The 14,503-nt window shown below is 36.5% G+C and carries 13 protein-coding genes and 2 pseudogenes; 6 read left to right on the forward strand and 9 right to left on the reverse strand.

Features of this window, described 5'->3' with window-relative positions; translation table 11 throughout:
* Positions 1–168: 168 nt before the first annotated feature.
* Positions 169–789 carry a YdhK family protein gene (locus BM049_RS03125; RefSeq protein WP_091489650.1) on the reverse strand — a complete coding sequence of 207 codons (621 nt, stop codon included), beginning with the start codon at positions 787–789 and terminating at the stop codon, positions 169–171.
* Positions 790–1,302: 513 nt separating this feature from the next.
* Between BM049_RS03125 and istA the strand changes: the two genes are divergently transcribed.
* Together istA and istB are read left to right on the forward strand one after the other, a co-directional pair.
* Complete coding sequence (istA, locus tag BM049_RS03130) at positions 1,303–2,538, forward strand: IS21 family transposase (protein ID WP_091528604.1); 1,236 nt, start codon at positions 1,303–1,305, stop codon at positions 2,536–2,538.
* On the forward strand, positions 2,528–3,265 hold the full coding sequence (gene istB / locus BM049_RS03135) for an IS21-like element helper ATPase IstB (RefSeq protein WP_072693368.1): 738 nt from the start codon (positions 2,528–2,530) through the stop codon (positions 3,263–3,265). The genes istA and istB overlap by 11 nt, the downstream gene beginning before the upstream one ends.
* Positions 3,266–3,610: 345 nt before the next feature.
* Here istB and lgt (BM049_RS03140) read toward each other — a convergent pair whose 3' ends face one another.
* Complete coding sequence (lgt, locus tag BM049_RS03140; protein WP_091528605.1) at positions 3,611–4,459, reverse strand: prolipoprotein diacylglyceryl transferase; 849 nt, start codon at positions 4,457–4,459, stop codon at positions 3,611–3,613.
* Positions 4,460–4,803: 344 nt separating this feature from the next.
* Positions 4,804–5,007, reverse strand: coding sequence for a heavy-metal-associated domain-containing protein (locus BM049_RS03145; RefSeq protein WP_091489645.1), 204 nt, complete (start codon positions 5,005–5,007; stop codon positions 4,804–4,806).
* A gap of 253 nt (positions 5,008–5,260) precedes the next feature.
* Here BM049_RS03145 and BM049_RS11990 point away from each other — a divergent pair, with 253 nt between their 5' ends.
* Positions 5,261–6,124, forward strand: coding sequence for an SAV1803-related protein (locus BM049_RS11990; RefSeq protein ID WP_245751834.1), 864 nt, complete (start codon positions 5,261–5,263; stop codon positions 6,122–6,124).
* Between the two features lie 209 nt (positions 6,125–6,333).
* Here BM049_RS11990 and BM049_RS03155 read toward each other — a convergent pair whose 3' ends face one another.
* The 4 genes and pseudogenes from BM049_RS03155 to BM049_RS03165 all read right to left on the reverse strand — a co-directional run bounded on the left by BM049_RS03155 (position 6,334) and on the right by BM049_RS03165 (position 9,839).
* Entirely contained in the window at positions 6,334–8,565 is a 2,232-nt protein-coding gene (locus BM049_RS03155; RefSeq protein ID WP_245751841.1) for a heavy metal translocating P-type ATPase, read from the reverse strand.
* A gap of 63 nt (positions 8,566–8,628) precedes the next feature.
* Positions 8,629–8,820 (reverse strand): annotated as a pseudogene (locus tag BM049_RS12165) (cation transporter); the annotation flags it as partial.
* A 28-nt stretch (positions 8,821–8,848) separates the two neighbouring features.
* Positions 8,849–9,460 (reverse strand): CadD family cadmium resistance transporter, encoded by a 612-nt coding sequence (locus BM049_RS03160; RefSeq protein WP_091528609.1) that lies wholly within the window; start codon positions 9,458–9,460, stop codon positions 8,849–8,851.
* Positions 9,461–9,476: 16 nt separating this feature from the next.
* Positions 9,477–9,839: an ArsR/SmtB family transcription factor gene (locus tag BM049_RS03165; RefSeq protein ID WP_091489946.1), complete on the reverse strand. Its 363-nt coding sequence runs from the start codon at positions 9,837–9,839 to the stop codon at positions 9,477–9,479.
* Positions 9,840–10,081: 242 nt separating this feature from the next.
* Here BM049_RS03165 and merR point away from each other — a divergent pair, with 242 nt between their 5' ends.
* The 3 genes and pseudogenes from merR to BM049_RS03180 all read left to right on the forward strand — a co-directional run.
* Positions 10,082–10,483: a mercury resistance transcriptional regulator MerR gene (gene merR, locus BM049_RS03170; protein ID WP_027109178.1), complete on the forward strand. Its 402-nt coding sequence runs from the start codon at positions 10,082–10,084 to the stop codon at positions 10,481–10,483.
* A 12-nt stretch (positions 10,484–10,495) separates the two neighbouring features.
* On the forward strand, positions 10,496–12,142 hold the full coding sequence (gene merA / locus BM049_RS03175) for a mercury(II) reductase (RefSeq protein WP_027109179.1): 1,647 nt from the start codon (positions 10,496–10,498) through the stop codon (positions 12,140–12,142).
* Between the two features lie 345 nt (positions 12,143–12,487).
* Positions 12,488–12,748: pseudogene (locus tag BM049_RS03180) on the forward strand (transposase); the annotation flags it as partial.
* Positions 12,749–13,192: 444 nt separating this feature from the next.
* Here BM049_RS03180 and BM049_RS03185 read toward each other — a convergent pair.
* Both BM049_RS03185 and lgt (BM049_RS03190) read right to left on the reverse strand, forming a co-directional pair.
* Positions 13,193–13,645 (reverse strand): OsmC family protein, encoded by a 453-nt coding sequence (locus BM049_RS03185; protein WP_091489935.1) that lies wholly within the window; start codon positions 13,643–13,645, stop codon positions 13,193–13,195.
* 12 nt (positions 13,646–13,657) lie between these two features.
* Entirely contained in the window at positions 13,658–14,503 is an 846-nt protein-coding gene (gene lgt / locus BM049_RS03190) for a prolipoprotein diacylglyceryl transferase (RefSeq protein WP_091528610.1), read from the reverse strand.

Consider the following 14,503-nt stretch of genomic DNA (forward strand, 5'->3'; position numbering starts at 1 on the left):
TATCTTTCTATTACAAGCATACTGTTCAATTATGTATATTTTATGGATTTTCACTATGGAAATATTTTTTCAACAATAAAAAAGACGCCAAAAGTCAGATTCTAATCTGTCTGTTGACGTCGTTATTAATTTTATTTCATGACCTATTAGATAATGCTAGTTGTACCTTTACTCTTGCGGAGCTTCCAGTTCGTCTTCGGTCACCCACATATGATTGGTTACTCTCTCACCATCTATTGTCGAATTATAATCGACGGCATAAATCGTTCCAGTATAAGCTTCATCGACTGTTGCAACAGCGCCCTGCATGCCTTCAGTGTGCTCCACATCCAGAATAACTTCGTCGCCAGCCTCTGCTACTTCTGTTCCCTCTTGTAAATCTTCCTGGATGACCCAACGGTGATTGGTCACTTTTTCGCCGCCATCCGTCGGAGTATAACTGACTTCATACACGGTTGTGTCAAAGGCTCCGGCTATAGTCGCTTCAGCCCCTTCCATTCCTGGCATGTGTGTTGCTGTGATAATGGCATTGCTTCCTACAGGGAATGCTGGATCCTCGGCTTCTTCTAAACCTGATGGGATTTCTCCGTCATGGTCCATACCCATCATTTCGTCCATTTCATCCATTTCTTCAACTTCGTCCATACCAGGCATTGCATCCTGGATATTCTCTTCTTCGACGATAGCCGTCTCATTGGACGTGTCGGTTGTCTCTGTTGTATCTGTTGTATCTGTACACCCTATCATAATAAACGTTGTGCTCAAACCCAGTATGATCAATTTTTTCATTTTATTTTCCTCTACTTTCTTTTTTGATATCGACTTCTCCTGTATCTTCTTCTTAAACTTGGTGCAACGATCGGTCTACTAAAACGTTCTGAAAGCCCATAAACCATTAGCACTACGACTATAGTAAAAAACATTCACACCAATAAAATCAGGGCTATCAGCTCATCGATAAATTCTATTACTTTAGCTGTATACTCCTTAAAAGATGGATGAGATATGAAAACAGAACAACTATGTTCTTCTTCAGGAAGATTTTTAATTATACTATCCAAATATTCAAAAAATCGATATCAAAGGAGTATAACGGCGTGAAAATTTATAGCAACAGCTATTGATAGTGATAAAAAAAAGATACTGTCAAAAATCCGCTAATTTTAATAACCTTTTGTCTCAATGAAACTCAGGTGTAAAGAACAGTTATAAAATGTAGGAAAATGACAATGTAAAATTGTTGGTTTTCCTACATTTTTTATATACTCTTCTTATCCCCTATAGAATTGGAGTGGAATAGGAATGAGAAGAGATATCAGAGAAGGAGTGAAAAAACATATGATTGATGGCATAAAGCCCAATTATACTGCGTTAGCGGAACAATACGGATGTGACTATCGTACGGTTAAAGCAGCGTATGAAGAAGCGTTACAAGGTAATAAACCTAAAACAAGGAGGACATATCCGAGTAAATTAGATTCATTCAAACAAATCATAGATACTAAGTTAGAAGATCAATGTACCGCTAAAAGTATCTTCAAATTCATACAAAAGAAAGGGTTCGATGGGAGTTACAGTCTTGTTAGAGACTATTGCCGTGGAGTGAAAAAAGAACGGATACAGAAAGCAACGGTACGCGTCGAATATACGCCTGGTCTTTCAGCACAAATCGATTGGAAAGAAGAAATGCGACTCATAAGCAGTCAGGGAGAAGTCTTCCGCTTTAATATTTTTCTTTATATATTGCCCTACTCAAAGAAGAAATTTATTACGCTTACCTTTGATCGTAAACAAGATACATTGTTTGAGTGCATGAATGATGCCTTTTATCACACCGGTGGTGTTCCAGAAGAAATATGGTTCGATAATATGAAAACTGTCGTCGACCGGTCACGAACTCAATTCTCTCAGGTTCATTTAAACGATCGCTTCTATTCTTTTAGTAAAGATGCAGGGTTCAGAACAATGGTCTGTCGCCCTTTTCGCCCCCAAACAAAAGGCAGCGTAGAAGCTCTCGCTAGAACAATGGACCGGTTACGGGTTTACAATCATGAATTTTATGATTCGACAGATCTCATTCGAATCGTTGACGAACTTTGTGATGAATTAAATTCGGAAGTGTCTCAAGCAACGGATGAGATTCCTGATATACTTTGGAAAATTAATGAAAAAGAGCACCTCCATAAGCTAAAAGATGACTTGTTAAATCCTTATTTTGAAGACTCTATTCGCCGTAAAGTCACAAAGGAAGCAATGGTCATTTTCCGCAAATGTAGGTACTCTGTAGACCCTCGCTATATCGGAAAAGAAGTTGACTTGGATCTTTCCGAAAACGAAGAGCACGTGCACATTTATTATAACGGAGAACAGATTCGTTCGCACCCACTTACCACAAAAAGATTGAACTATAACCAAGAAGATTTGGTTCAGATACTTAAATCAGATGTCATGAGCCACAAAGAAGATGACATCCAAGAACATATTAAACGAAGTTTAAAGCAATATGATTTACTGGAGGTGCCTTCGAATGAGCAGTAACTATCAAAAGCTATTAAATAATCTAGAGGCCTTGAATTTAAAACATATGAGAGAATATGTGCCAAACTATGTTGAAATTGCCAATCGGGATGAGCTTTCTTTAACAGAAGCTCTTCTAGAATTAACTAATCAAGAATTAGACTTTCAAACGAATCAGACTGTGGAACGTGTCATCCAGCGCGCACACTTTCCCAAACGGACATCACTTGAAGAATTTGATTTCAACTTTCAACCAAGCGTTAACAAAAAAGAGATTCTAGACTTGAAACATATGGCTTTTATGGAGAAAAAAGAAAACTTAGTTTTCATTGGAAACCCTGGTGTAGGGAAAACACACCTTGTCATTGCATTAGGCATTGAAGCATGTCATCAAGGCTACCGTACGCTGTTTATCAGTTGTCATGAATTACTTTTACGTCTTCGTTCTGCCTTTGAAAAAGGGACCGTCGATCGTGTTCTGAAACGATATGCCAAATATGATCTTTTGATCATTGATGAAATAGGTTATTTACCAATTCAAAAAGTTGAAGCTAACCTCTTCTTTCAACTATTAACGATGCGTTACGAAAAGAAATCAACAATGATTACGACAAATATTATCTTATCTCGATGGGGGGAGCTATTTCAGAATTCTGAAATAGCCGCCGCCATTCTTGATCGCCTGGTTCACCATGTTAAAGTCTTCAAGATTACTGGAAAATCATATCGTATGAAAGGGAAAATATAAATGGACTTCTAAATTAGACTGTCAAAAACCTACATTTTTATTCTGTCATAAACCTACAATTTTATACTGTCCTTGACACTCAGCCTCATTTTAATGATAAGATCATTTTATTTTGTTGTTTTATTAAACTTTTGTCTTTACAATGGATAATTCTTCTCTTAACCAGCTATTTTCTTCTAGTATTTTTTCCATTTCAAGTTGGTTCTTATCTATTTGACTCTATCTTTCGTGGGAATGTCCGCCTATTCTTGGTATGAAGTGCATCAAAATCAAATGAATAAACATCATTAGGACAATAAATACGATGGTTCCATATAACTCATCCTGAGATAACATTTTTGGTTGTCATCGGCTATAGAAAAAATGAATGCCGTAGTAAAAAATGACAGCGAGAACAAACGTCCCAGCAATTACTCCATAAACCCATGAACCACTTAAACTAACCTCTTCTATATTATCGGAAACATGAAAGTCATCATTTTTATTTCTATTATAAATAAGAGAAAGGATTCCTGCAGCTATGATCGCTAGACTTAACACATGAGCGATACTAAAGGGACCGACTGCTTGCGGATTCGTTCTGAAGAATTCTACTATAAATCTGTTTACAGCAAACCCGATTATATATATGTAGAATAATTCCCCCTCAAACTTGGCTGTGTATCTTCTTTTCCATATAATTAAGAATAAAATAAGATTCAGTGCCACTTCATATAACTGTGCCGGATGCATTAGCTCTCCGCGGACCATTACGCCCCAAGGCCAATTACCTTTCATTGGAATACCAAACACATCACATCCAACCCGCCCAATCGCTTGACCTAAAATAACCCCCGGTACAATAGTATCTGCAGTTTTACCTAACGGCAGATTTTTCTTTTTTGTATACCAGAAGACAAAAATCCCCGCAACAATAATTGCTCCCTGAATAGATAACCCACCTTGGGTAATATTGAATATTTCCACAGGATTCTCCAGATACTTGGACGGGTCAAAGAAAATGATGTACCCTAATCTGGCGCCTAAAATACCAAGTAAGACAGTGTATATACTAAGGTTCATGATAGTATCCTCATCCAGCCTCTTGCGCTTCCCTTCTTTTTGAACGAGTAACAAGCCAATAAGCATACCGAGTGCGGTAGTCACACCTAATAAGTTAATACCGTAATGTCCTATATTGAAAAGTTCTACCATATGATTTATCCCCTTTTTTTAACATAGTTACACAAATAAAGTGCAGTTCTCAGACTGTATTTGACTAACTCTTCACTGTCAGTTACACAGCAGCACAGAACTTACAGCTGACTGACTATACGTGTATTTATTTCTGAATAAAATACTAAAATCAGCATATGAAATAGTTGTGTAGAATATATGGATTTAAAAATTTACTTTTACCTATTATATACAACACATATACATGTGTTATGGTTCCCTGAATAAAAAACAGAAAGAAGCCATCCTGATAATAGCGAATACTTCTTTCTGTTAAATAGATTAACTTTTTTCATTGTACATCAACGAGTAACAGTCTTTAGTTAATCAGCTACAGTATATTGGGTTTCTGAAAGGGCAGAATCGAGTGTCTCTCGGTCAATGCTAGAGAGACTTTCTAGAACAACCTTTTTATTAGCCAAATCTATGTCTACTGTACTTACCCCTTCAATACCTGATATTCTTTCTTGCACATCTTTGGCACAACCTTCACACTTCATTCCTTCTACTGTTACTTCTTTTCTCATGACGTTCTCCTCTTTTCATTTTGTTTTTTAATTGTTTTTTTCGGTTTAGTGTTTTTGTAACTCTTGTATTAGATCGAGATGAATACCTGTTCAATATTAACAACAACATTCATCCTGTATTATGACTTGGTTCAATACTTAAGGTGATTTGCTCGTTGAGTTTAAAACATCTCTTGTAGTGCTTTTTCAGATGAATAAATAACATCTTTTTGTGTACACCCGGGAGTCGATTTAAAAAGGGAGTAGTAGGATAGTGGAAGTAGATAAATATAATAGTTATTTGGAGTTACTATTAAAAACTTATGCTGAAGCAGTTATTTTTCTTCTTCAAAAATACGGGCCGGCACAAGATGACTATTTTAGAGAAAAATCGTATAAAAGATTTTTGAATGGAGAAGTTAAAAGTATCGCGAAAGGAAAAACAACCAGAACAACTGAAGGCTTATATTGCCATCATATAGATGAAAACAAGTGGTTAAAGATTTCAGATAAATATTATGTTGAAAAACATAATATTCCATTTGAGTCCCAGAGAAAAGATAGGTTAGTTTATTGTGACTTAATAGAACATAGTATTTTACATGTTCTGATTGCAAAAGAAACTTCTTTAGAGTTTGGTTACCCAGGGTTTACTGCCTATTTAAGACCAGACATTGAAGTATGGTATCTTGATAAAAATGTTCCTCATATAGAATGGAAAAAAAAATGTTATAATAAATCCTTTTTGACTCCGCAAGAAGCGTTCGAAATTTCAAAAGAAATGCATAGGATTATAGGGGAAAGTTATTTCAAAACTTTATTTAACTATTATGAAGAAAAAAGGAAACAGGAAGAGGAAAGAATAAACAGATTACAAAGTATAAAGCAAAGGCGAATAGCGGAGAGAGAAGAGTGGATTGAGCATACAAAGAAGTTACACAGCAAAAGTCCAAGGAATGAGATAATCACAGCTAGTTATTATATATGCATAGAATATAAAGATCACGCAGATGTTTTTAATAGAAACAAACTTACAACATATAAAGAATATATCAGTGACATGAAGAAATACTCAAAAGAAAAAATATTGGACGAACTATTAATATATATAGAAAAATTGCCGAAAAATGTTAATTAAAAATAGAGTGAATAAGAGATAACATGAATCCTCTATATTCACTCTATTTTTTTCGCTAAGTTTCAGAACGATATTTGGTACATTAACTTACTCTATTGTTTTTTCTTATTTACAATAATGATAAAAGGACGAGAACGCATATTTCATTGTTCTCGCCCTTTTGTATTCACCTATTTTAGTAGCGTCTGCCACTTTTTTAGGGTACTGATTTATTTTTTTAAAACGCGCATTGAGTTCAATACAGCAATCACTGTCACCCCAACGTCTGCAAATACAGCTTCCCACATAGTGGCAATCCCAAAAGCTCCTAGAATCAAGAATAAACCTTTCACTCCAAGTGCAAAAAGAATATTTTGCCAGACAATGCGACGAGTGTTCTTAGCAACATGCAATGCCGTTACAATCTTGGAAGGTTTGTCATCCATAAGAACTACATCGGCAGCTTCTATTGCTGCGTCTGATCCTAAACCTCCCATAGCAATCCCAATATCTGAGCGCGCTAGCACAGGAGTGTCATTAATTCCATCCCCTACGAAAGCAACTTTTTCATTTTTCTCTTTCCGAGATAAAATTTCTTCAAATTTTGCTACTTTATCTTGAGGAAGTAACTCACTATAAACTTCTGTAATACCTAGTTTATTTGCTACTGCTTCTCCAACTTTTTTTGAATCTCCGGTTAGCATAATAATGTTTTTGATCCCTAGTTTTTTCATGTCAGCAATACTCTCTTTTGCGTCCTCTTTGATTGTATCTGCAATAAGTAAGTATCCGGTATAAACCTTATCTACAGCTAGGTAAACAATCGTTCCAATTTCTTGTACTTCCGAAAAATCAACTGAAAATTTTTCCATTAGACGGGCATTTCCTGCTAACACTTCTTTTCCACCAATGGTGGCTTGAATTCCATGACCTGAAATTTCATTATAAGCGGTGATTTTTTCTTCTCTAATTTCTTCTCCAAAGTGTTCTTTAATAGAATCCGCAATGGGGTGAGTAGAATGAGCTTCGGCGTAAGCAGCTAACTCAAGCAATTGCCCCGAATTAATTCCATTTCTTGGTTCGATAGCTGTGATTTCAAATGTTCCTTTGGTTAGTGTACCCGTTTTATCCATTACTACGTATTTGAGATCGTTCAGACCTTCAAGAAAATTACTTCCTTTCACCAAAATTCCTTTTCTAGAAGCAGAACCAATCCCACCAAAGAAACCAACTGGAATTGAAACGACTAAAGCACAAGGGCAGGAAATGACCAAAAAGATACTGGCTCTGTATATCCATTCATTAAAAGTAGCTCCTGGTAACACTAGTGGAGGAACAATTGCCAGTAATGCAGCTGCTATAACCACAATTGGAGTATAGTAACGAGCGAACTTTGTAATGAACTGTTCTGTCGGAGCCTTTCGACCGCTAGCATTTTGAACCAGATCTAAAATTTTCTTCACAGTCGACTCCGCAAAAGGTTTTTCTACCGCTATTTTTAAGACACCATTTTTGTTAATAAAGCCGCTCAAAACAGTATCTTCCGGCTTCACGCTTCTTGGAACAGATTCGCCAGTTAAAGCAGATGTGTCCATCGCAGAAGTTCCTTCTACTACTTTTCCGTCTAATGGTACTTTTTCACCGGGACGAATAAGAATAATATCTCCAATTTTAATCGTTTCAGGAGCAACTTTTTCTACGTTGTTTTCTGTGACTAAATTGGCATAATCAGGTCGAATATCCATTAAATCTGCAATTGAACGTCGAGATTTTGACACAGCCATATCTTGAAAAACTTCTCCGACTTGATAAAATAGCATGACTGCGACAGCTTCTGGATATTCTTGAATATAGAAAGCACTTAACGTCGCAATGGTCATTAGAAAGTTTTCGTCGAATACTTGACCTCGGAAAATATTTCTAATGGCACGTCCTACAACATCATAACCGGTGATTAAATAAGCCAAAATGAACAATCCAAGAGAGACTTGTCCATCTATAGGAAGAAACATCCCCGTCGTCAATAGTGCTAACCCTAGTATTAAACGAATAATGGTAATTTTAGTTTTGTTTCCGAACATATTGGCAAGAGAAGCTCTGTTCGTCTGTTTGTGGCCAGTCTCTTCAACAGAAATCGATTCGATAGAAGCAGAATTTTTATGAGAATCAGCTCCATTTCCAACCAATGTACCATCCGCTTTTTTTCGCAGAACGACGTCAGGTTCTAAAGTTCCTACTGTTTGTTTTACACTAGCCAACACGTCGTTTCTATTTCCGCCTGCCACCTCGAAGCTCAGTGTCTCTGTCATGAAATTCACACTGCTTTTTGTAACTCCGGGAACTGTAGCAACCCCTCTTTCCACTTTAGCGGCACAGTTTGCACAATCGATTCCTTCTAATATCCATTCGTAGTTTTTTCGATCGTCTTTTAAATGACTTACCTTGGTTAATGGCGGATTTATTTCAATCAGCTTGCCGTCCACTTTATTTTTTAAAGTGACATCTGGCTCCAATTTTTTAACTTTTTGTTTCACATTGGATAAAACAAGATGTTCTTTGTCCTCTGTCACTTCGAAACTCAAGGTTTCTGTCATATAGTTCACACTACTATTGGCGACACCTGCAACCTTGGCGACGCCTCTTTCTACTTTGGCTGCGCAGTTTGCACAGTCGATTCCTTCTAATATCCATTCATGAGACTTTTTATTTTCACTCATCGTTTGCTTCCTTTCCTAAATGGGACTTCTATAAGCCTAATAACGTTTGAATGGTGCCGTTCTCTACCAAGATAAAGATCCCTAATCCAATAAACACGATTGGGACAATGATTCGTTCATACTTTTCTAACGTTTCGGAGACAAAGGAAATTTTTGCCAATTTATAACTGATAAAGCAAAGAATCGCAATCGAGATAACGAATACTACTAAGGCAATTAAAATTTCTGAAACGGATAGAGAAGCAAAGTAAGGAATATAAATGCCTAAATTGTCCCCACCTGAAGCAATAGTTATTAAGGCAACAGTCCAGAATAAGCGACTGGTTCCTCCAGATTCTAACTTTTCAACGACTTCCTCTTCTTCCTCCTCCTCTTCGCCTCCCACAGCGACTCGGATACCTAAATAAATCGGGATTAGCCCAAGAAGTCCAATGATCCAATCTTGAGGGATAAAATTCAGTACGTAAGCAGCAAACAAACTTACTGCGACCAAAACGCTTGTCCCAAGATATTGACCCCAAATAATATGGCGCATCCCTTTTCGTGTGTGGCTTTGAGAAAAGATAATTAGCAAAATAAACAAATAATCAATGCTCGTAGAAATATAAACAGCGATAGCTGAAAAAATACTTTGTAACAAGTTGATTCCCTCCAAATTAAGATTTCACAGATAAATTTTCTGACAATCTTAAAAAAGCGCGAATAGCGGAAAGTACATCTTCATTTACTAAAGAGTAATAAACCATTTTCCCGTCTTTTCGTGATTTTGTCATTCCATGCTTTTTTAAATAACGTAAATGGTGTGACGTTGTAGCAATACTAGCGTCTAATATTTCCGCTAAATCGCAGACACACATTTCTTTGAAGGTTTCTAAAGCATAGAAAATTTTAATCCTTGAAGGATCGCTAAAACATTTTCCTAGCACAAGCAAATTCGACAAGTCTTTATTTTCTAGTTTGTTTTTCACCACATCCACTTTTTCAGGATGTATGATTGTTGTTTGGCAAACTTCAGTCACTTGATTCACCTCTCATTCAAACGTTCATTTGATTGTATCGTTAATATTATACATATGTTGTGCCTTAATAGTCAAATGCTTATTTGATTGTTTCGCCATTCGATTTCTTTACGGTATTAAAATCTTTAAATATATTTAAGGGATTTTAAGAGAAAACTACTAGGGTAGAGTATTTTAAAATCATAAATATCTCTTGACCATGTACTATGGTACATGGTGTATAATAAATAGAGGTGAAAAGAATGAAGTATCTGATTAGTGAATTTGCTGAAAAGAGTGGCGTTAATAAAGAAACAATACGATATTATGAAGGTAAAAAATTATTGGAAGAACCAATACGTACAGATTCAGGATATCGCTTGTATTCTGATGCGGATATTAAACGAGTGAAATTTATTAAGCAAATGCAAAATCTTGGTTTTTCTTTAAACGAAATTTATAAATTGCTAGGCGTTGTTGATCAAGACAGTGTTCGTTGTCAAAATATGTTTGATTTTGTTTCTCAAAAGCAAATAGAAGTGCAAAAACAAATTGCTGATTTAAAACAAATTGAAAGCATGTTAGGCGATTTAAAGGAACGTTGTCCTAACGAGAAAGAAATGTATGCTTGTCCGATCATTGAAACACTAATTTATGATGAATGAAGGAGCTTTTGTATGAAGAAGTATAAAGTAAGCATTCAAGGTATGACTTGTGCCAGCTGTGAAAACCATGTAACAATGGCGCTTGAAAACATAGGTGCAAAAGATATAAAAACAAACTACCGGCAAGGGGAAACAGAATTCAATTTAAGTGAATCTGTCGAAATTAATAGCATCGAAAAAGCGATTGAACAATCCAATTATCAGATAGAAAAGATCGAAAAAATAGCTTCTCAGTCTAATTTAATACTTAAAAATGAAAAGGAATACGATTATGACTTTCTGATTATAGGCTCTGGAAGTGCTGCTTTTTCAGCAGCTATTCAAGCAACAAAATATGGTGCAAAAGTGGGTATGGTCGAACGACACACAATTGGCGGAACTTGTGTAAATGTTGGCTGTGTTCCGTCTAAAACGCTTCTTAGGGCAGGAACGATCAATCATTTAGCTAAAAAGAATCCATTCCATGGGTTAAATACAATGGCTGGAGAAGTCGATTTAAAATCATTGGTGAAACAAAAAGATGAATTGGTAAGTGGAATGCGCCAAGAAAAATATATCGATTTAATCGACGAATACGGTTTTGATTTAATCGAAGGCGAAGCAAAATTTGTGGGGAGTGATGTCGTTGAGGTCAATGGAGAAGAATTAAAAGCAAAACGCTTCCTGATCGCCACGGGCGCAACTTCTTTTATTCCTGAAATTCCCGGCATTGAAAAGATAGATTATTTAACGAGTACAACTTTATTAGAGCTAGATGAAGTACCAGAAAGATTAACCGTTATTGGTTCGGGTTATATTGGACTAGAACTCGGTCAATTGTTCCACAACTTAGGTTCTAAAGTCACACTCATACAAAGAAGCGAACGACTATTAAAAGATTATGATTTAGAAGTTTCAGAAACAGTCGAAAAAGCACTTCATGAACAAGGCATCCAGGTTATTACTGGGATTAATTATGAATGGGTTGAGCAAGATGGAGACATAAAAAAGTTGACAGTCACAAAAAATGGTAAGCAAAAAACTTTTGAATCGGATCAATTATTAATTGCGACAGGTAGAAAACCGAATACTGAAGCCTTAAATTTAGATGTTGCTGGTGTAAAAATAGGGATAAATAATGAAATCATGATGAATGATTTTGGTCAGACAAGCAATCAACACATTTACTCAGCAGGAGATGTTACATTAGGTCCTCAATTTGTCTATGTAGCCGCGCATGAAGGTAAGATTGTAGCGGACAATGCAGTCGGGGGCTTAAATAGGAAAATTGATTTGTCTGTTGTTCCTGGTGTTATTTTTACAAATCCTGGAGTAGGTACTGTTGGCTTAACAGAAGAACAAGCAAATGATAAGGGAATAGATGTTAAAACGTCAATCTTAGATTTAGATAATGTACCAAGGGCCCTAGTTAATCATGATGCAACTGGGTTAATCAAGCTTGTTATCAACGCTCAAAATCAACAAATAATAGGCGTTCATATTGTTGCTGAAAATGCAGGCGAAGTCATTTATGCAGGAACTTTAGCTGTTAAATTTGGCTTAACAGTCGAGGATTTAACAGACACAATGGCGCCCTATTTAACGATGGCAGAAGGACTGAAACTTGCAGCACTTGGCTATAATAACGATGTTTCAAAATTATCTTGTTGTGCAGGATAATATACAGAAAAGGGAGGCAGTTCCATTTGAGGATCTACCGTCCTTTTTAGATAATCTGCGATTAAAAGATACATTTTTCAATAAATAATGGATTAACCAATTTTTAAATGAATTTTCATACGAGAATATTGACTATTTCAATAATCACGCATTTAAAATTTACTAAGAAAAAGTAAATATTTGTTACTTGGGAGTTTCCGAGCAATTAAAAACTACTATTTCTTATAAGTAAACTTTCAATAACAAACATAGAAAAAAGACTATTTTCCCCAGAAATAGTCTTTTTTATTTTATTAGTGCAAAGCACCTCTTAAATTTAATGCAAAATAAAATTACAATTTACACCCACTCTTCCTGGAAAATCACGTTAGAATGATGATCAGTGTCCTGGCTTACAACCTCGTCAATTTTTTAAAGACCATTGGATTTGAACAAGTGAATCGGGGGATGACGATTCATTCTATACGATTGACATTGCTCAAAGTTGCCGGCAAACTCGTTAAAACAGGCAGACAAGTCTATCTCAACCTGTCGAGTTATCATGTGTATCAAACCGAATTTTATAAGGTTTTCGAACGCCTACGGCGATCCAGACAATGTATTTAGAGGAGTTATCGCATAAAGTTTTAACTGATTATTTCAAGGGATCAGTATGCCCTTAAATAGACAAAGGATTTTTAATAGGTCCTTCTTCCCTAAGAATCCTGTTCGAAAACACAATATTTTAGAAGAAGGTATCTGCCTAATATAAAAATAGGCAATTTATTCAAGAAAACAGCTTTAAATTAGAGCTATGAATTATTCAGGAACTATAATCGCCTCAAAAATTAGAGGTATGAATTATTCAGGTGCACAACTAAAACATTAAAATTTCTTTATACACATCCGCCTTTCATCGTTTTTTCAAAATATACATAAAATTGTCACATCTCCATTTAACAAGTTTATGTATAACAATTCAAATGAAACGCTTTCAAAACTTGTAACTCTTTAAACCGTAAAAAAAACAGTGCAAAACCACTGAATGGTCCTGCCCTGTTTTTCATACACTTATTTCTTTTCCCAATTCGACTTAACTTCCACGCCTGCATCTTTGATTAAATTATACAAAGGGCATCGTCTTTCGACTTCTGCCACAAATGTTTCAAAGGCCTCATCGCTCTCATCCGTCTCAACGACCACATTCACTTCTATCGTTTGGTAATAAGTTTGCACGCCTTCGACGCCTTGATAACCGCGCGGATCGAGCTGCCCTTCCGTGCCAAACTCAAAATCCTCGTAAGTGAACCCTTGTTCTTTTGCGACCATGGTTGCAATTACCGACGTGCATGCTCCAAGCGCGCCTAAAAAATATTCCAACGGATTCGGCCCTTTATTATTGCCGCCGATTGCTTCGCGTTCGTCGACAAAGAACGGCTCAAAATCGCGGATGTTCACTGAAGTAGTCGTGCCTGCTTCTGCTTTTCCTTCGGCTGAAAGTGTGACCAATTTATTTTTTGACATTCCAATCTCTCCTTAATTTGCTGCTTTGGACAGTTTGGGCTCATCCTTATAATAGGGTACTGGCGGATAGGTATAGTACCTGCGATACATCAAAACACCCATTGCTGCTACGAACAAAACGAGGGACAAGCCTTGTGAAACTCGCAAGAAATCGCCTATCCATAAGCTGTCTGTCCGCATGCCTTCAATAAAAAACCTTCCTGCTGAATACCAAATGACATAGCTGAGCGCCACTTCTCCTTGGCGAAGGAATTGATTTTTGTTCCGCAAAAGGAGCAACAAGGCGAAACCAACTAAACTCCATAAAGACTCATAAAGAAAAGTGGGATGGTAATAGGTTCCGTTGATGTTCATTTGGTTAATGATGAATTCCGGTAAGTACAAGTTTTCTAAAAATTGTCGGGTGACTGGACCGCCATGTGCCTCTTGATTGATGAAATTTCCCCAGCGACCAATCGATTGAGCTAGGAGGACACTAGGTGCCAGTATGTCTAGTAAAAGAGTTAGCGTCATTCTCTTTCTTCTTGCAAACCAGTATACTGCGAGACCACCCGCAATTAGCCCCCCATAAATGGCAATTCCACCATTCCAGATTGCGATGATTTCACTCGGATTCTGTATATAGTAGTCCCATTTGAATAAAACGTAATAAAGTCGGGCACCGATAAAGCCAATTGGTATGGCCCATAATGCCATATCTACCATGGTATCTTCTTCAAGTCCCAGTTTTTGAGCTTCCTTTGTAGCTAATGAAATGCCGATCAGCATCGCTAGAGCAATAATAATTCCGTACCAATTAATTTTTATCGGGCCAATTGAAATAGCAACTGGATCGATTACACTAAGTAAAACATTCAT

This window comes from Alkalibacterium subtropicum (assembly GCF_900112455.1).
Classification (GTDB): domain Bacteria; phylum Bacillota; class Bacilli; order Lactobacillales; family Carnobacteriaceae_A; genus Alkalibacterium; species Alkalibacterium subtropicum.